The sequence below is a fragment of the Microbacterium sp. genome (assembly GCF_017305435.1).
Taxonomy (GTDB): domain Bacteria; phylum Actinomycetota; class Actinomycetes; order Actinomycetales; family Microbacteriaceae; genus Microbacterium.
The window spans coordinates 414,669-432,535 of the sequence record NZ_JAFKIP010000005.1 but is presented as its reverse complement, the minus strand read 5'-3'; the positions used below and the strand labels follow the sequence as shown (position 1 = coordinate 432,535).

The following is a 17,867-nucleotide window of genomic DNA, read 5'->3' as shown; positions in this document are numbered from 1 at the left end:
ATCCCTAGTCACGCGTACCTCCGATTAATAACGACTTGGGCTTATTGAAATATTCGCATGCGAGCGCATAGTCGTCCGGTACCCCAATGTCAAAGAAGGGCGGCGCGCTTACAACAAATCGAGGAGCCACTTCGTCGAGCAACTTCTCCAGAATGTCCTTCTCAAACGACCAGGGCCCTGCCGATCGACCTTCAAGAAGCCGACGCCGTACAGCGTAAGCTCCCGCGTTGATGAGCCCTGCACCCCCGTTGCCCTTCTCGCGGAGCTTTACCACAATGTCTTCCTCTACCTCGACGCTCCCAAATCGCGCCACATTCGGCACCTCGACGAGCGTCATCCCTAAGTCCGACTTATCAAGCGTCGCCATCAGTGCGTCGAGCGAAAAATCTACGAAAGTGTCGCCGTTGACGATGGCAAACTGGTGATCCAACATCGGCAACGCAGCAGAAACCGCGCCGCCCGTTCCGAGAGGCGAGGTTTCGACGCTATACCCAATCGGTACGCCCCTAAAGTCGTCGCCAAAATGTGATGCAATCTGTTTCGCCTCGTAGCCGAGCAGCATAATGAATTCGCTTGCGCCGGCGGTTTGTAGGCGTCGCAATAGGATCTCCAGAAAGGGAACCCCGTTGACGGGAGCCATCGCCTTAGGCGTGCCGGGCGGCAAAGCAGAGCGAATGCGAGTACCCAGGCCGCCAGCGAGCACTGCAACTTGAGTCATCGCTGAGTCCTCCACGCCGCGGCGCCGGTTTGCACGAAATGCGCCTCCGATACGCTTCCACCGCATTCTTCCTGCAGCGCGCGGGCTACTTCGAGCCGACGCTCCGGGTCGACTATGAGCATCATGAATCCGCCGCCTCCGGCCCCAGAGACCTTTCCTGCACGCATCCCGTGTGCTTCAGCCACCTCGTAAGCTCTCGCGATTTCGGGGGTTCCCACTCGCGACGCGATCTTCTTCTTCTGCTCCCAGCCTTCGCGAAGGCTTGTCGCAATTCCCTCGATATCGCCACGTACGAGATGGTCCTTCATAGTTTCAGCCTCGCGCCGAATCGCGTGCGTCGCCTCGATTGCGTTCACATCGCCGGACTCTACTCGAGACCTCTGCTCCGAAATCACCGCTGCGCTACTACGCGAAACGCCACCGAAGTAGAGCAATAGCGACGCTTCCAACTCTGCGAGAACCTCAGGGCGGACACGGAGCGGATTCACGATCATGCGCCCATCCTGTCTGGATTCGATGTAGTTCACGCCACCGAACGTAGCTGCATATTGATCCTGCCAACCGCCCTCAAGCCCAGCTTCTGTGCGTTCGATCTCCCATGCCAACCGCGCTGTCTCATAGGCCCCCAGCGAAACCCCGAAGTACTCAGCGAGCGCCACCGTCATTGCGACAACGAGAGTTGACGAGGATCCGAGCCCCGAGCCGGGCGGTGCATCTACCTGTGTTGAAAGTCGTATCGAAGGTATCTCGCCGCCGCCGAACTGCGTTCCCATCCTCTTCAGCACAGCGACATGAAGCCGATAATCTGAGCTCAAGACATCCAAGTCGCTCGTATCTACCGCGTTAGTCATCTCTCGATCGGGCGAGTGGAACTCGATCGAGCCCTTCTTCAGCGGTGTAACGGTGGCGTACGCGTAACGGCCGATAGTCGCGTTGAGCACCCGCCCGCCGTATAGCTCTGAATAGGGCGAAACATCGGTGCCGCCCCCAGCCAGGCCAAGACGCAATGGCGCCCGCCCACGAACGATATCCAACTCAAACCCTCCCTGATGCCCAGGCTAGATCGCTCGCCATCATTTCCAGCGAGTCATAGGAGAAGTCGGCATCGACGCCGATGTCCTTGCCTATGGCGACCGCTTCGCATCCTCCGACTGCGGATGCCAAGTTTCGTGCCATCACTATGTCGCTATCCGAATCGCCAGCCATGACGGACATGGAGGGATCCACCTCGAGATTCTGGCTAAGCCACTGAATCGCGAGCCCCGGCGACGGTTTCCGGCAATCGCACTTTGACGCAGCGAGATGCGTGCACGACAATATTGCATCCACACGACCACCCGCTTCGGCGATCGCAGACGTCATCAAGCCATGGATGATGTCGAGATCTTCTGCCGTCATGAGTTCTTTGCCGACACCCTGCTGATTTGTGATGACGACAATCTTCGGGGCAATCACAGATAGCTTGGCGATCGCCTCCACAGCGCCTTCGACGAACTCGAAGTCCTCCCACGACCTTACATAGTCACCAACGATGCGACGATTGATTACGCCGTCTCGGTCGAGGAAGAGACACCACGGCACCTGCGGGCCTTCACTGCAAGTCATTTGTTCCCGAACATCTTGTGTTCAACATGCTCTGAGATCGCATGAAGGAAAGCGACATGCGATTCCTGGATGCGACCCGTGTCATCGGAGGGAACGTTTAGAAGGATGTCCGCGAGATCTGCCAACCTACCCCCTGATTCGCCCGTAAAGCCGACCACGGTGATGCCCATATCGCGCGCGACCTCCGTCGCCCGGATAACGTTGGTAGAGTTTCCCGACGTCGTGAACGCCGCCAATACATCGCCACGCCGCCCTCCGCCCTGTAGCGCCCTGGCAAAGACGTCATCGTAGCTGTAGTCGTTTCCGACCGCTGTCATGTGCGATGTATTCGCATGCAACGCTTCGGCGGCAAGAGGCGGTCGTTCGAGAGTGAAATGACCTGTCATCTCTGCTGAGAAGTGCTGAGCATCGGCCGCGCTTCCTCCATTGCCGCATGTGAAAAGTCGGCCTCCGCGCCGATAGCTGTCGACGATCGCATCTCCGGCGGAGCGTACGCGATCAAGCAGTTCCGTATCTGCCAAGATCCTCTGCTTCACCGCGGCGCTCTCGCCGATAATCGCCTCTACGCTTCTCATCGCGCATTTCCTCCGTCAGTTAGGATGTTGAAAGGTTCCGGTCGCGCTCTGAACGTCGGCCGTATTCTCTAGTGCGCGCCCTCGCCGGGCGCTACAGCCGCTTTAGCAGTCTTCGCGAGGATCGCAATATCCCCGACCAGCGACCAGTTTTCGACGTACGACAAGTCGAGCCGCACGGTGTCTTCCCACGACAGGGTGGACCGGCCGCTCACCTGCCAGAGTCCGGTGATGCCGGGCTTCACGAGGAAGCGGCGGTGCACGTGCGTCGCGTACTGCTCGACCTCGCTCGGCAGGGGCGGGCGGGGACCGACGAGCGACATCGATCCGCCGAGCACGTTGAACAGCTGCGGCAGCTCGTCGAGGCTGTACTTGCGCATGATGCGACCGATCGTCGTCACGCGCGGGTCGTTCTTCATCTTGAACATGACCTCGTTGCCCGAGTCGCTGCCCTGCTCGGCGCGCTCCCGCTGCAGGTTCTCGAGCAACTCTTCGGCGTTCGTCACCATCGAGCGGAACTTCAGCATCGTGAACTCGCGACCACCGCGGCCGATGCGCACTTGACGGAAGAGCACGGGCCCCTGCGACGACAGGCGAACGCTCATCGCCAGGAACGCGAACACGGGGCTCAGCAGCACCACGCCGATGACCGTCGCCGTCAGGTCGACCGAGCGCTTCAGGAAGAGCTGGCCCTTGCTGAAGCGAGGCGTCTCCACATGAATAAGGGGGAGCCCCGCGACCGGGCGGGTGTGCAGGCGCGGGCCGGCGATGTCGACGATGCTCGGCGCGAGCACGAGGTGCTGCCGGCCGGCCTGCAGGTTCCACGAGATCTGCTTCACCTTGTCGGGCGGCAGCTCGTCGGTGCTCGTCACCGCGACGGTGTCGGCACCCGTCTGTTCCATCGCGCGCTCGATCGCGTTGACGCTCCCCATGACGGGGATCGCCGTGCCGGGCACGAAATCAGCCACCTTGCCCGACGGCGTGCAGGCCCCGACGACGTGGTACCCGGCACTCGGCATCCGGAGCAGTTCCCGAGCGATCTGCGCGACGGATGCCTCCGAGCCCACCAGCAACACCCGGGCCGAGAACGTGCCGGTCTTGCGCTTCATGACGAGCCACTGCCGCCAGAGCCAACGCGTCCACAGGAGGACGAAGACGCCGATCGGCAGGCTGATGAGGAGGAAGCCGCGGGCGACATCGATCTTCGTCAGGAAGGCGACGATCGCGATCGCGCCGAACAGGCGCAGGCTCGCGTCGACGACGCGCAGGTATTCCGTGGGTCCCGCACCGAGCACCCGCACGCTGCGCGAATCGCTCCACGACAGGGCGCCGAGCCAGAGCAACACGAGGAGGAAGGAGAAGAACCAGTACGAGACGTCGGAGATCCGGGCATCCGCGGCGATAGAGAGCTGCGCGTTGCCGAAGCCGAACCAGGCGATCTGGGTGCCGAAGACCACCCAGACGAGCACGAGGAGGTCGCTAAGGACGAGGCGGCGCTGGAAGCGACGGCGCCAATCGTCGATGGGGGGATGTGGGGGGAGCATGGTGGAGCGGGGGGTGGCCGGAACGGGCCCGCGAGCGTCGGAGGTGAGGTCCGGTGCGCCGGTTGCGGGGGGTTCTTGAGGCGACTCCGTCGTCGCATCGACCTGGAGATCGGTCGACACTTCGGCATCCTCCTTCTGTCACTTCATCAGGGCCCCCCGGCTCGGGGAGCGTATCAGCCGAATGTGTCGGGCGTGTGTCATGTTGCGCGCTCGTGACGCCCAACGAACTCACAGCTTAGGTGAGGATGAGAAACCTCTCATCCAACTTTTGGTGACATCGCTGTGTCCCCTCGGGCAGATACCCGCCGAGAAGGAGCGAGAGCCGCGTGCGATCGGGGGAGAGCCCGGGGACGGCCGCGAAGCTCTCCGAGATGCGGATGCCGCCGGCATCCACACCCTCGTCCCATTCCATCTCGACGACGCGACGGTTGCGCGTCGCGGTGAGACTCCCGACGCGGCGGCCGGCAAGAAAGACCTCGAGCGTCTCGGTCATCGACTGCGGCTGAGCGCGTCGGAGCGGGACGGATCGTCCGACTTCTCAAACGACAGCGTCACGCGGATGCCGAGGCGCCGCATGACTTGGAACAGCCGCGACAGCTGAATGACCGGCCGACCGGATTCGAGCGCGGCGAGGTACGACCGCGCGAACCCGAGGCCTTCGGCCAACTCCTCCTGGCTTGCGCCGCGATCCTCGCGGACGCGTGCGATGACGGGCCCGAGGTCTGAGGCACGACGGATGTCGACGTCGATCGTCTTGCCGCTCATGACCGCTCTCCTCTCGGCGTCTGTCTCGATATTCAGACGTTCTAGCGTGTCTTGATTTTCGGACACAATCGATTGTCGGAATATTCAGACCGCGCTCAGGCGAGCGTCGTGCCGATGACCACCAGCGCCAGATAGCTCACGTTGTAGACGACGTGCGTCAGCACCGCGCCCCAGATGCGCCCGGTCAGCAGCACCAGCAGCGCACACGTGCCGCCGACGGCGAACAGCTGGATGCCGTCCGTCAGCGTCAGCGCGCCGGCGGCGCCGTGCAGGAGCACGAATCCTCCCGCCGAGACGAGCAGCGCCGTCAGCCCGGCCGCGACCGAGCCGACCGGGCGCCGCAGCAGCTGGAACACGACGACGAGCACCACGGTGCGGAAGAAGAACTCCTCCACGATCGGCGCGATGAGACCGGCGGGCAGCGCCTCGGTCAGCCACCAGGAGGGCGGCAGCGCACCGTCGAGCGTCGGCGCGGCCGGGAAGTCCGTGGCATCCGCCCCGCTCAGCCAGCCCTGCAGCAGCCGCAGCGCGAGGCCCAGCCCGACACCCCACAGCAGATCGATCGGCTTCGGGCGGAGCAAGCCGGCGGGGCGCGACCGGACGAACGCGAACACGATCGCGGCGAGCATGCCGGCCCACAGGACGAGCGTCGAGGCGAACGGCGCCCACGGCAGCGGCGCCCGCGCCAGGAGGCCGCCGCCGACGACGCCGAGGCCGACGCCGACGAGCGCGACGGCGAGGACGGTCACGTTCCACGGGCGCACGGTGCGGCCGCCCTGGCGCCAGTCGGTGCGGCGGCGGTGTCGTCGCCTGCGGGGGTTCTCGTGGGCCGGTGCTGCAGGGTCGATCGCGGGGGCGGTCGCGGTCGCGGCTTCGGGCGCGAGGGCGGCCCCGGCGGGGGCGATCTGCGCCGGGGGGCTGTCGCTATGCTGATCGGGCACGTGGCCAAACTACCGGTCACGCCCTCCCGCCACCGACTCCCCCGGACGCCCCCGTGCTCGACATCCTCACCGTGTGCACCGGCAACATCTGCCGGTCGCCCCTCGCCGCCGAACTCCTCGCGACGCGGCTCGCCGATCTCGGCGTCACCGTCTCGAGCGCCGGCACCCGTGCGCGGGACGGCGCCCCCATGACGCCCGAAGCGCAGGAGCTGGCTGCGGCCCGCGGCATCCCCGCGTCTCTCTCGGCGGAGCACGCGGCGCGCTACCTCACCCTCGCGCACATCGCCGGGGCCGATCTCGTGCTCGCCATGACCCGCGACCACCGCCGCGAGGTCGTCGAGCTCGACCCGTCGCGCGTGCGGACGGCGTTCACCGTGCGCGAGCTCGCACGGCTCGCGGCGGATGTGAGCGATGAGGAGCTGCGTGCGGCGGCGGGGTCGGGGTCTTCGGGGTCGGGGTCTTCGGGGCCTGGCGGTGCGGATGCGCGGGAGCGCTTCGCGGCGGCGCTCGCGGTCGTCGCCGGGCGACGCGGGCTCGTGCTGCCCCCGGCATCCCCCGAGGACGACGACGTCATCGACCCCTACGGGCGCTCGATGGCGACGTATGAGCGGTCCGCGGACGAGATGGCGGCGGGGCTCGCGGCGGCCGAGCGGATCGCGCGGATCGCGCTCTCGTGAATCTTCGACTCTGAGCTGTGGATAACTCCGACCGATGTCGGAGGTATGTTCTAGTGTCGAGATATGGAAGGCACCAGGCTCGACGGCATCGCGAAGGCCCTCGCCGCACTCGCGGCGGCGGGCGGCGAGCGCGCGCCCGAGTCACTGACACCGGGTGATCTCGTCGCGGTCGGTCAGGCTTTCGGCGCGCTCATCCGCCAGGTCGACGCGGCCTTCGCTCCCGTCGCCGCCGAGATCGCGCGGCAGTCGCGCGTCGAGCTCGGCAAGGACTCTCTGGCGAAGAAGCAGGGGTTCCGCACACCTGTCGCGCTCATCCAGGCGACGACCGGGTCGAGCGTCGGCGAGGCGATCAAGCTCGTCCAGGTCGGCGAGGCGACCGCCCCGCGCACGTCGCTCGTCGGCGATGACCTGCCGTCGCCGCACCCCCACGTCGCCGCCGCCCTCGCCTCCGGCGCGCTGGGCATGACGGCCGCCTCCGCGATCATCGGACTGATCGACCGTCTGGCGCTCCGGGTGGATGCCGCCCGACTGGATGCCGCGGAGCGCGAGCTCGCGGAGCGCGCCCCGGGCCTGCGTGCCGACGAGTTCGCACGCCTGCTCGCCCGCGCGGAAGCTCTGCTCGACCCGGACGGCGTCGAGCCCCGGCATGAGGAATGCCGCGCGAAGCGGTCGCTGACGATCCACGAACGTGACGGAATGTTGCACCTCGCGGGCGTCTTCGACGTCGAGACGGGCGCTCCGATCAAGAACGCGCTCGAGGCGATGGTCACGCGCACTCTGCAGCGCAACGAGCACGCCGACGACGCGACGCACGACGACCGGTCGGTCGCGCAGATGCGCGCCGACGCCCTCGCCGACCTCTGTGCGCACGGGGCGGCCTGCGACCAGCTGCCGACGGGCGTCGGTGCTACCGTCATCGTGCGCATGACACTCAAGGAGCTCGAGACGGGCATCGGCACCGCGACGATCGACGGGTGCGACACCCCCATTCCGGCGGGAGCGGTGCGCCGGCTCGCGGCCGATCTGAGCGTCATCCCGTGCGTCCTCGGCGGCGGCAGCGAGATCCTCGACTGGGGGCGCGAGAAGCGGCGCTTCACCCGCGCACAGAAGCTCGCCCTCGTCGAGCGCGACGGCGGATGTGCGATGTGCGGGGCTCCCCCGCCCTGGACGCACGTGCACCACACGAGATGGTGGAAACGCGACGGCGGCGCGACCGACCTCGAAGACGGACTGCTCGTGTGCACCGGCTGCCACCATCGGATCCACGACGACGGGTGGGACATCGACATCGACGGCACCGGGATGGATGCCAAGGTCTGGTTCATCCCGCCGGCCTGGCTCGATCCGCAGCGCACGCCGCGGCTCGGCGGTGCCGCGCGGTATCGGCTCGCGGGAGTCGGCGGGTGAGCGCCCGTAGGGGGATGCCGGGGCGCGCGCCGCCGCCATCACCTCGGCATCCGCTCGTCACCGGCCCGAAACGCACGCTGTGGCAGACTGATCCCGTCACCGCCGGCCCTCATGATCCGGCAGCGCATCCCCCCGAGAGGCACCATGGAGCTCAGCGACTACATCCGCATCCTCCGCAAGAACTGGCTCGTGATCGTCGTGTTGACTCTCGTCGGGCTCGGAGCGGCCGCGGGCTACTCGCTCACCCGCACCCCGATCTACGAGTCGTCGAGCACCGTCTTCGTCTCGACGCAGGCCGGCGGCACCGCGGCGGAGCTGCAGCAGGGCTCCAACTTCACGCAGGCGCGCATGAACACCTACGTCGGGCTCGTGACGACCCCGGTCGTGCTCAACCCCGTCATCGCCGACCTCGACCTCGGCATCACGGCCGCCGAGCTGAAGCCCGACGTCTCGGCATCCTCGGCCCTGAACTCCACGCTCATCACGGTCACCGTCTCCGACCCCGACCCGGTGCGCGCCGCCGACATCGCCAACGCGATCGCCGCGAGCCTCTCCGCCGCGGTCCCGCAGCTCGAACCGGAGGCCGCCGACGGGACGAGCCCCATCCGCCTCAGCCGCGTGAGCGACGCGCAGCCGGCACTCAAGCCGTCGAGCCCGAACGTGCCGCTCAACCTCGCACTCGGCACGCTCGTCGGGCTCGCGCTCGGCATCGGCATCGCCGTCCTGCGGACGACCCTCGACAACCGCGTCCGCACGCCGCGCGACGCCGAGCAGATCACGAACGCCCCGGCCATCGGCGCGATCGCGTACGACACGAAGGCGAAAGAGCGCCCGCTCATCGTCCACGCCGACCCGCTCAGCCCGCGCGCCGAGTCGTTCCGCGCCCTCCGCACCAACCTGCAGTTCCTCGACATGGGCGGGCGGGCGAGCTTCGTCATCACGAGCTCGATCCCCAGCGAGGGCAAGTCGACCACGACCATCAACCTCGCGATCGCCCTCGCCGACGCCGGCAAGCGCGTCGCGCTGCTCGACACCGACCTGCGCAAGCCGAAGGTCGCCGAGTACCTCGGCATCGAGGGCGGCGTCGGCCTCACCGACGTCCTGATCGGCCGCGCGCGCGTCGGAGACGTCATGCTGCCCTGGGGCGGCCGGTCGCTCTACGTCCTGCCCGCCGGCAAGGTGCCGCCGAACCCGAGCGAGCTGCTCGGGTCGCGTCAGATGAGCACCCTCCTCGAGGCGCTCGAGCGCGACTTCGACGTCGTGCTCTGCGACGCTCCCCCGCTGCTCCCGGTGACGGATGCCGCGATCCTCGCGCGCGCGACGAGCGGAGCCCTGCTCGTCGTCGCCGCCGGGCGCACGACGAAGCACCAACTCACCGGCGCCGCCGAGGCACTCGTCACGGTCGGAGCGAAGCTCGCCGGGTTCGTCATGTCGATGGTTCCCACGCGCGGGCCCGACTCGTACTACGCCGCCTACGGGTACGGCTATGGCTACGGGTACGGCTACCGCGAGGCACCCGCCAAGCCCTCCCGCAAGGAGGCCAAGCGCCGCCGCACCGCCCCCGTCGCGACCGTGCCCGACGTTCCGAACGTCGTCGACGGCCCGGCATCCGACGTTCCGACGCTCGACGAGCTCGGCTTCGACACCCGACGCGAGGCGCGACAGGCCGACAGGGAGAGCTGACCCATGCCCCGCACACGCCCGATCGCGGCGACGCGGGGCGGCACCATCGCCACAGCGGTCGGCGTCACCATCCTCGCCGTCGCCGTCATCGCCTTGAGCATCGCCGCCCTGCGCGAGGTCCGCGCGGTCGCCCCCGGCGGGGCGACCGCGCAGCCCGCCCCGACCTACTCCTTCGCGCGCACGCCCGCCGCCAGCGCGACGCCGACCCCGACCCCAACGCCCACCGGCTCCGGGGTCGCGCCCGCGCTCGGCGGCGCGGGCGCCGCCGAGCGCCTCCTCACGGTCGGGGCCGACGCCATGTGGCGCGCCACCGCGGGCACGTGCACCCCGACCGGCCAGGCGGGCGGCGCGGCCGGCGGGCCGCCCGCGCACGTCGAACGATCGGCCGACGGCGGCCAGACGTGGCAGAACGTCACCCCCGCGAACGGCAGCATCGCCCACGTACGGAGCCTCACCTCCTTCGGCGGTCGCAACGCGACCGCCGTCGTCGACACCGGCGCCGCGTGCACCACGACCACGATGCGCACCTACACCGACGGGCAGTTCTGGGAGCCCTACCCCGACATCTTCGCCACCGACACCTACCTCTCGGCGACGGGCTCGGTCGTCATCGAGGGCCAGACGGTGACCGCGCCGTGCAGCGCGCCCTCCGGACTCCGGCAGGGCGGGGGCGGGGTCGCCCTCCTCTGCGACGGCTCCGCCTACCTCCGCACCGACGGCACGTGGACGCCTCTCGTCGGCGACGCCCGCGCGCTCGCCGTGAGCGACGCGGGTGTCGTCGTCGCGCACGCGGATGCCGCGTGCCCCGGCATCCGGGTCACCGACTTCGCCTCGGCATCCGACCCCGTCGACCTCGGCTGTGCGGATGCCGACGCCGCGAGCCCGCTCGCGATCGACGTGATCCCCACGGACGGCACCGGCGGCGACATCCCGACGATCGCGCTCTGGACCGGCGATCGCATCATCACGCTCGGCTGAACGACCCGCTCACGACAGGCCCGCGCACGACAGGCCCGCGCACGATCCGCTCAGGCGATGAGGCTCGACACGCGGCGGCGCAGCTCGCGCGGCGCGAACGGCTTCACGACGTAGTCGTCGGCCCCCGCGGCGCGCGCCGTCTCGATGTCGCTCGGCGCCGACCGCGCCGTCAGCATCAGGATCCGAGTCGCGTCGTAGGCGTCGTCGGCACGCAGCGCCCGGCACACGTCGAGGCCCGTCATACCGGGCATCATCCAATCGAGCACGACCACGTCGGGGCGGAGCGTCGCCGCTTCGGCGAGCGCTCGCGCGCCGTCACCCGCGACGGCGACCGTGTGCCCCTCGCTCGTCAGCACGGCCTGCACGAGGGCAGCCACATCGGCATCGTCGTCGACGACCAGCACATTCGCCATCATGGAGCCTCCAGAACATGATCCCGGCGTCCCCAGTGCCTTACCGATAGCGTAGGCGTATGAGGGCCCCCACGGCAGACCCTGCCGCGTCGCGTTCGCGCATCACGTCGCCGGCGCCCTCACGTGGCCGGACGGTCGCGCTGTGGTGCGCGGCGGGCGTCGGCATCTTCGCGCTCGCGCTGGCGGCGACGCGGTTCACCGTCCCGGGCCTGCCGCTCGCGGTCTGGTGGCCGGCGGCGGGGCTCAGCGCCGTCCTCGCACTCCGGGCGCCGGCACGGCATCGCCCGCTCGCGATCCTCGTCATCTTCGCCGCCAACGCCCTGGGCATGCTCGCGGGCGGGCGGGCAGTCGCGAGCACGTTGGTCCTCGCGGCCGCCGACTCCATCGAGATCGTGGTGCTGTGCGTCCTCGTCCTTCACAGACGCCGCAGTGCCGTACTGCGCACGACCGCCGACTCCGTGCGCTTCGCGGTGAGCGCAGCGGTCGCGGCCGTCGCCTACGGCCTGATGGCGGGTGTCATCGGCATCGTCTCCGCCGGCGCCTCTCCCGTGCCGATCGTCCTCATCACCGCGGCATCCCACTTCTCCGCGATCATGCTCATCGCGCCGCTCGCCCTGCTCGCCGTGCGCGACCGGCCGGTCTCACGGGGTGCCGATCCCCCGCGACGCACCGGCACCCCGCCGCGCGGCGCGTTCCCGCGGCGCACAGAGCTCACCGTGCAGATCGTCGCCGCCCTCCTCGCGGTCGTCGCCGGGTTCGGTCCGCTCCTGCCGCTCCCGCTCGCGTTCCTCATCTTCCTGCCGCTCATCTGGGCGGCCCTGCGATTCCCGCCGCTCGTCGCGCACATCGAGGCGCTCGCGATCGCCGTCCTCCTCGTCGCGTTCAGCACGCGAGGGTTCGGCGCGTTCACGACCGCGGGGCTCGAAGGGACCGACCTCGGCATCACGCTGACCCTCTTCCTCTCCGCCATCGCGATCTTCACGGTCACGACCGTCACCGAGCACAACGAGGCCCTCGCGCTCGGCCGCGTCGCGCTCGAGGCCGCGGAGCAACGCGCCGAAGCGGCGCGCGCGACGACGTCCACGCTGCAGGTGCGATACGACCTCGAACGTCAGCGTGAGGCGTTCCTCTCCACGACGAGCCATGAGCTGCGCACCCCTGTCACGATCATCAGCGGCTACGCCGACCTGCTCGGCGAGCGCGACCTCCCCGACGACGCCGCCGGCTGGGTCGACGCGATCCGCCGCAACACCGACCGCCTCGCCGCGATGCTCGACGACCTGCTGGCCGCGCGGAGCACCCACGAGCCGCAGCCCGTCAGCGTCGCCGCCGCCGCTCTGGCCGCCTCCGTCGTCACCGCGTACGCTGCGGCATCCGCGGTCCGGGGCGTCACGGTGACCGTCGACGTGGCGCACGTGGCGCTGCACGCCGATCGCGCCGACGCCGAGCGCGCACTCCGCCATCTCGTCTCCAACGCGGTGAAGTTCGTCGCGACGGGCGGCCGCGTCGAGGTCACCGCCGAGCAGAGCGGCGACGACGTCCTCATCACGATCGCCGACGACGGGCCAGGCCTGCCCGAGAGCGAACTCGATCAGGCGTTCGACCCGTTCTTCCGCGGCGCCCGGGCCGAGGCCGACGCCCTGCCCGGAACGGGCATCGGCCTCACGATCGCGCGCATGCTCGCCCGCCGCAACGGCGGCGACGTCCGCATCGAGTCCACGGCGGGTCGCGGCACGCGCGCCATTCTGCGCCTGCCGTCCGCACACACCGCCGCGGAGCTCGCGCCCGAGCAGCCGGTCGACACCACCGCCGACGCCGCCGCCGTCACCGCGAGCATCACCGAACCGGGCGGTGAGGCCCGATGACCCCTCGTTCCCGCAGCCGCTGGTCGGATGCCGCGCTGCTCGGCGGCGTCGCACGCTCCGTCTGGCAGTGGCAGCTCTCCGTCGCGTTGAGCAGCGTCGCCGTCGCCGTCGCCGTCGCCCTGCTCGACCCGCAGCTGTTCACCCACGTCGCGTTCCTCAGCGGACTGACGCTGCTCTCCGCGACGACCATCGGCGCCCTCGTCACCCCGTGGCTCCGCGCACGCCGCTTCGCGATCCTCGTTCCCTTCATCGACACGATCGCGATCGGCCTCCTCTCCAGCGCCGAATCGGCGCTCGGCTACCTCTGGATCCTGCCCGTCGTGTGGATCGCGACGTACTACACCGCTCTCACGATCGTCGCCGAGATCAGCCTGATCCTCGTCTTCCACCTGACGCAGTGGCGGTCACCGGATGCCTCGCCGCTGCAGGTCGTCATCGTGCTCCTGACCCTCAGTTCCCTCGCCGTCGCCGTCCACCAGGGTGCGCGGCGCACGCGTGCGTATCGCCACCTCATCCGGCGGCAGTCACGCCAGCTCGACCGCGCGCTCGCCCGGCGCACGGGGGATGCGGCGCGTTCCCTCGCCCTGTTCGAGTCGATCGGCACGGCGCTCGCCCGCGTCGACGCGCATGGCCGGATCGACCTCAGCAATGCCGCCTACCGGCGGCTGTACGCGTACGACGACACCGACTACCGGCATCCCTCGCGCGCCGTCGAGTACGACGCCTTCCGCGGCACGGCCCTGCCGCGCGACCAGACCTCGATCGCGCGCGCCGCACGGGGCGAGCGCATCACCGGAGAGGTCCTCTGGCTGTACGGGCCCGATGAGCAGTGGCGCGCCCTGTCGATGTCGATCCGGGGGCGGTCGGCCGCCGCGCTCCGTGCGCAGCAACACGACGACACCCCGGGCGACAGGGCGGGCGGCGACGACATCTCCATCATCGAGCTGGTCGACATCACCGACGGCGAGAGGGAGCGCCGCGACCGACGCGCCGCCACGAGCGCCGTCTCGCACGAGCTGCGCAACCCCCTCACGGTGATCCTCGGTCACGCCGACCTCCTCGTCGAGAGCCCCGATCTCAGCCCCGCCGCGCGCGAGCACGCCGAGCTCATCGAAGTCGGCGCCGAGCGCATGCTCACCCTCACGTCGTCGCTCCTCGACACGAATCGCGCGACCGAGCCCGCACAGGGCTTCGATCTGCGCGCCGTCGCGACGTCCGCCATCGACGCGTTCGCGCCGGCCGCGGCATCCACCGACATCACGATCACGCTCGACGCGCCCGATCCCCTGCCGATCGCCGGCGAGGGATTCCGCATGCGCCAGGTCGTCGACAACCTCGTCAGCAACGCGATCAAGTACACCCCTCGCGGCGGCACGGTCGCCCTCCGCGCCGCACGCGAGGGCGGCACCGCCGTGCTCACCGTGCGCGACACCGGCATCGGCATCGCGCCCGGCGACCTCGATCGCGTCTTCGCGCCGTACTTCCGCGCGCAGAGCGCGACCGCGAGCGGCATCGCCGGCACCGGGCTCGGCATGTCGATCGCGCGGACGATCGTCGAGGAGACCGGCGGCACGATCGCACTCGACAGCGCCCTCGGCGCGGGCACGACGGCGACCGTGCGCCTGCCCCTCGCCACGCAGCACCCTCAGGAGTCACTCGCAACGGACGGAGAGAACCCGTGATCGATCAGCTCCCGGTGATACTCATCACGCTCACGACCCTGTGCTGCGCCCTCATGATCGGCCTCGGGTTCGTGCCGCGCCCGACGCGCGAATCGGCGATCTGGTCGGCCGCGTTCGTCTCGGCGATGGTCGCCAGCTACTTCTTCGCCGCCGTGGCGATCGACGGCGAAGGCGGCGCGGACGGCGCCGGCGCGCACGGCGACGGCCCGTGGTGGCCGGCGGCCATCGGAGGCCTCATCGTGCTCGCCCTCGGCCTCGTATGGGTGGGGGTGCGCGTCCGCCGCGGGCGCCGCGTCGTCATGATCGTCCCGACCCTCGTCGTCGCCGCCGTCCTCATCGCGGTACTCGCCGTCACCGACGGCACGGATGCCGCGGGCGTCACCCGCGCGATCGCGGCGGGCATCGCCGGCCTCGCGGCAGCCGGCATCGCGATCGAGCTCGCCGGCATCCGCGCCGCGCACCGCTCCACCACCATCCCGCTCACCGTCGGAGCGGCCATCGTGGCGATGTACGCGGTCGTGTGGATCGCGGCCGGCACTCCGTGGAACGGCGCCGGCGACCTCGCCGACGGCCTGCCCGCCGCCGCCGAATACGCCCCCACCCTCATGACGATCGCGCTCGTCACGGCACTCGTCACTCTGCTCCTGCTCACGCGGGGCGAGACGGCGCCCGCTGAAGAGCGGGAGACCGGTGGTTTCCGCGCCGTCGCGCGCGACCGCCTCGCCCGCGCCGAGCGCCTCGACGACTCGTGGTGGTCGGTCCTCGACGTGCGCCTCGACGACCCGACCGCGCTGCGCGAGGCATCCTCGGCACTCGGCTACACCCGCGTGCTCGACCGGTTCGCCGACGACGTCACCGCCGTCTTCCCCGCAGAGGCCGACCTCGAGCAGGTCGAGCCGACCCGGTTCCTGGTCCTCCTCCCCCGCCACGAGCCGAGCGTCCGGCCCCTCCTGCGCACACTGCTCGATCGGGTGTCGACGGTGTCGGCCGAACAGCCCGTCGACGTGCGGCTCTCGGTGAGCATCGGATGGGCGAGCGCGGGTGAGATCGGCTACGACCTCGACGACCTCGTCGCCGCGGCATCCGCCGCCGCCGACGCCGCCCAGCTCGCCGGCGGAGACGGGTGGGAGCGGGCGCTCTCCGTCGCCGGAGCGGCAGGCGCAACCCCGGCCGCACCGTAGGATCGATCCGATGAGCACGCCGACTCTCCCCCGCCCGGCGCGCACGGCAGGCCGCATCTTCGCATGGGTGCTCGCCGGCGCCCTCGCCGTGCTGCTCCTCGGCGCGATCTGGGTCGGCGTGCGCGGGGCCGCGGCCTACGGGCACCTGCAGCGCGTGCAGTCCGGCGCCGCGGGCGTGACGGCGGACCTCGCCGAGAACCCGGATGCCGCCGCGCAGGCGCTCACGTCGCTCGCCGCCGAGGCGCACGAGGCCCACGCGCTCACCTCCGACCCGATCTGGAGCGCCGCCGCGCACGTCCCCTGGATCGGTCCGCAGCTCGCCGCCTTCGGGACGGTCGCCGGCTCCGCCGACGACCTCCTCTCCGGCGCCCTCATGCCGCTCGCGGCGTCCGCGAGCGGCATCTCCGTGGACACGCTGCGCCCCGTCGGCGGCCGCATCGACACGAGCGCGCTCGCCCCGCTCGCCGAGCCCGCCGCCGCGGCGGCCTCGGTCGCTTCCGGGGCCGCGGCATCCATCGACGACATCGACCGCGCGCCGCTCATCGGCGCGGTCTCGACCGCCGTCGACGACGCCGACCGGCTCTTCGACCGCGTCGCCTCCTCGGTCGACGCCCTCGCCCGCACGTCGCAGTTGCTGCCGGGGCTCCTCGGCGCCGACGGACCGCGCACCTACCTCGTCCTCGTGCAGAACAACGCCGAGTGGCGCTCGCTCGGCGGCATCGCCGGGGCCGCCGTCGTCCTCCGCGCCGACGGCGGCGCGCTCTCGCTCGTCGGCACGCTCTCCAGCCGCGACTTCCCGGGCGGATTCGCCGAGCCCGTCGCGCCGCTGCCCGACGAGGTCGCCGCGATCTACGACACGAAGCCCGCGCGCTACATCCAGAACGTCACGCAGGTGCCCGACTTCGCCGTCGGAGCCCCGCTCGCGCGGGAGATGTACCGGCTGCACTCGGGCGTCACCGTCGACGGCGTCCTCGCCGTCGACCCGGTCGTGCTGTCGTACCTGCTCGCCGCGACGGGCCCCGTCGCCCTCCCCACCGGCGACACCCTCACGAGCGACAACGCCGTGCCGCTCCTCCTCAACGAGGTGTACTTCCGCTACGCGGACCCCGCCGACCAGGACGCCTTCTTCGCAGGAGCGGCCGGTGCGGTCTTCGGCGCACTCGCGGAAGGCCAGGGCTCGGCATCCGGCCTCGTCGGGGCGCTCGGGCGCGCGATCGACGAGCACCGCGTGCTGCTGTGGAGCGCCGACGAGGCGCAGGAGGCCGCGATCGCGGGGACGCCCGTCGCCGGCGGCCTGCCCGTCACGGACGCGCGCACGGCCCGCTTCGGGGTTTACCTCAACGACGGCACGGGCTCCAAGATGAGCTACTACACCCACCCGACGGTGACGCTCCGGTGGGACGCGTGCCGCGCGGCGGGCGCCGAGGCGGAGCGGCAGCTCACGCTCGACGTCACGCTCGCGAGCTCCGCACCCGCCGACGCGGCGACCGCGCTGCCGGAGTACATCACGGGCGGCGGCGCGTTCGGGACCGCACCGGGGACGACCGAGGTCATCGGCAACATCTATCTGCCGGAAGGGTTCGAGCTCGTCTCGGCCGTGTCCGAGAGCGCGGGCGGGTTCGCCGGCGGCATGCACGACGGCCGCCGCGTGCTGAGCTTCGGCACGAACCTCGAGCCCGGGGCCTCCACTCACCTCACCGTCGTCGTGCGGGCGCGGACGGCGGCGGCCGCCGCCGAGGCGATCACGACGCCCACCGCCGACGCGGCGCTCGCGCCGGTCGTCGCGGCCACCTGCGGAACGGACACGGCGGTCCTTCGGTAGACGTCAGGTAGACT

General features: G+C 70.2%; 17 protein-coding genes. 8 read left to right on the top strand and 9 right to left on the bottom strand.

What is annotated here, in order from left to right; all coding sequences use genetic code 11:
* Positions 1 to 4 precede the first annotated feature (4 nt).
* The 8 genes from J0I43_RS10525 to J0I43_RS10490 form a co-directional block, all read right to left on the bottom strand.
* Positions 5 to 718 carry a sugar phosphate nucleotidyltransferase gene (locus J0I43_RS10525; RefSeq protein WP_292863087.1) on the bottom strand — a complete coding sequence of 238 codons (714 nt, stop codon included), beginning with the start codon at positions 716 to 718 and terminating at the stop codon, positions 5 to 7.
* Positions 715 to 1,659 carry a GHMP kinase gene (locus J0I43_RS10520; protein WP_292863084.1) on the bottom strand — a complete coding sequence of 315 codons (945 nt, stop codon included), beginning with the start codon at positions 1,657 to 1,659 and terminating at the stop codon, positions 715 to 717. The genes J0I43_RS10525 and J0I43_RS10520 overlap by 4 nt, the downstream gene beginning before the upstream one ends.
* A gap of 94 nt (positions 1,660 to 1,753) precedes the next feature.
* On the bottom strand, positions 1,754 to 2,323 hold the full coding sequence (locus tag J0I43_RS10515) for an HAD-IIIA family hydrolase (RefSeq protein WP_292863081.1): 570 nt from the start codon (positions 2,321 to 2,323) through the stop codon (positions 1,754 to 1,756).
* The gene (locus J0I43_RS10510; protein WP_292863078.1) at positions 2,320 to 2,898 is read right to left on the bottom strand and encodes an SIS domain-containing protein; all 579 of its coding nucleotides are present in this window, start codon (positions 2,896 to 2,898) and stop codon (positions 2,320 to 2,322) included. The genes J0I43_RS10515 and J0I43_RS10510 overlap by 4 nt, the downstream gene beginning before the upstream one ends.
* Before the next feature lie 68 nt (positions 2,899 to 2,966).
* Complete coding sequence (locus J0I43_RS10505; RefSeq protein ID WP_292863262.1) at positions 2,967 to 4,439, bottom strand: sugar transferase; 1,473 nt, start codon at positions 4,437 to 4,439, stop codon at positions 2,967 to 2,969.
* Between the two features lie 235 nt (positions 4,440 to 4,674).
* The gene (locus J0I43_RS10500) at positions 4,675 to 4,932 is read right to left on the bottom strand and encodes a HipA N-terminal domain-containing protein (RefSeq protein ID WP_292863075.1); all 258 of its coding nucleotides are present in this window, start codon (positions 4,930 to 4,932) and stop codon (positions 4,675 to 4,677) included.
* Positions 4,929 to 5,204, bottom strand: coding sequence for a helix-turn-helix transcriptional regulator (locus J0I43_RS10495; protein WP_292863072.1), 276 nt, complete (start codon positions 5,202 to 5,204; stop codon positions 4,929 to 4,931). The genes J0I43_RS10500 and J0I43_RS10495 overlap by 4 nt, the downstream gene beginning before the upstream one ends.
* Positions 5,205 to 5,299: 95 nt before the next feature.
* Positions 5,300 to 6,145, bottom strand: coding sequence for a CPBP family intramembrane glutamic endopeptidase (locus tag J0I43_RS10490; protein ID WP_292863069.1), 846 nt, complete (start codon positions 6,143 to 6,145; stop codon positions 5,300 to 5,302).
* Between the two features lie 53 nt (positions 6,146 to 6,198).
* On the opposite strand from J0I43_RS10490, the gene J0I43_RS10485 reads away from it, so the two are divergent.
* The 4 genes from J0I43_RS10485 to J0I43_RS10470 all read left to right on the top strand — a co-directional run bounded on the left by J0I43_RS10485 (position 6,199) and on the right by J0I43_RS10470 (position 10,890).
* Positions 6,199 to 6,822, top strand: a complete 624-nt coding sequence (locus J0I43_RS10485; RefSeq protein ID WP_292863065.1) for a low molecular weight phosphatase family protein — start codon at positions 6,199 to 6,201, stop codon at positions 6,820 to 6,822.
* Positions 6,823 to 6,885: 63 nt separating this feature from the next.
* Positions 6,886 to 8,229, top strand: coding sequence for an HNH endonuclease signature motif containing protein (locus J0I43_RS10480; RefSeq protein ID WP_292863062.1), 1,344 nt, complete (start codon positions 6,886 to 6,888; stop codon positions 8,227 to 8,229).
* Between the two features lie 144 nt (positions 8,230 to 8,373).
* Complete coding sequence (locus J0I43_RS10475) at positions 8,374 to 9,912, top strand: polysaccharide biosynthesis tyrosine autokinase (RefSeq protein WP_292863060.1); 1,539 nt, start codon at positions 8,374 to 8,376, stop codon at positions 9,910 to 9,912.
* A gap of 3 nt (positions 9,913 to 9,915) precedes the next feature.
* On the top strand, positions 9,916 to 10,890 hold the full coding sequence (locus J0I43_RS10470; protein ID WP_292863057.1) for a hypothetical protein: 975 nt from the start codon (positions 9,916 to 9,918) through the stop codon (positions 10,888 to 10,890).
* A 50-nt stretch (positions 10,891 to 10,940) separates the two neighbouring features.
* On the opposite strand, the gene J0I43_RS10465 is transcribed toward J0I43_RS10470, so the two are convergent.
* Positions 10,941 to 11,303, bottom strand: a complete 363-nt coding sequence (locus tag J0I43_RS10465) for a response regulator transcription factor (RefSeq protein WP_292863054.1) — start codon at positions 11,301 to 11,303, stop codon at positions 10,941 to 10,943.
* Positions 11,304 to 11,362: 59 nt separating this feature from the next.
* On the opposite strand from J0I43_RS10465, the gene J0I43_RS10460 reads away from it, so the two are divergent.
* The 4 genes from J0I43_RS10460 to J0I43_RS10445 are packed head-to-tail and all read left to right on the top strand — an operon-like array spanning position 11,363 to position 17,853.
* Positions 11,363 to 13,168 (top strand): ATP-binding protein, encoded by a 1,806-nt coding sequence (locus tag J0I43_RS10460; RefSeq protein WP_292863051.1) that lies wholly within the window; start codon positions 11,363 to 11,365, stop codon positions 13,166 to 13,168.
* Positions 13,165 to 14,850 (top strand): HAMP domain-containing sensor histidine kinase, encoded by a 1,686-nt coding sequence (locus J0I43_RS10455; protein WP_292863048.1) that lies wholly within the window; start codon positions 13,165 to 13,167, stop codon positions 14,848 to 14,850. Before J0I43_RS10460 ends, J0I43_RS10455 begins: the two co-directional genes overlap by 4 nt.
* The gene (locus J0I43_RS10450) at positions 14,847 to 16,031 is read left to right on the top strand and encodes a hypothetical protein (protein ID WP_292863045.1); all 1,185 of its coding nucleotides are present in this window, start codon (positions 14,847 to 14,849) and stop codon (positions 16,029 to 16,031) included. The genes J0I43_RS10455 and J0I43_RS10450 overlap by 4 nt, the downstream gene beginning before the upstream one ends.
* A gap of 10 nt (positions 16,032 to 16,041) precedes the next feature.
* The gene (locus tag J0I43_RS10445; protein ID WP_292863042.1) at positions 16,042 to 17,853 is read left to right on the top strand and encodes a DUF4012 domain-containing protein; all 1,812 of its coding nucleotides are present in this window, start codon (positions 16,042 to 16,044) and stop codon (positions 17,851 to 17,853) included.
* Positions 17,854 to 17,867: the final 14 nt, after the last annotated feature.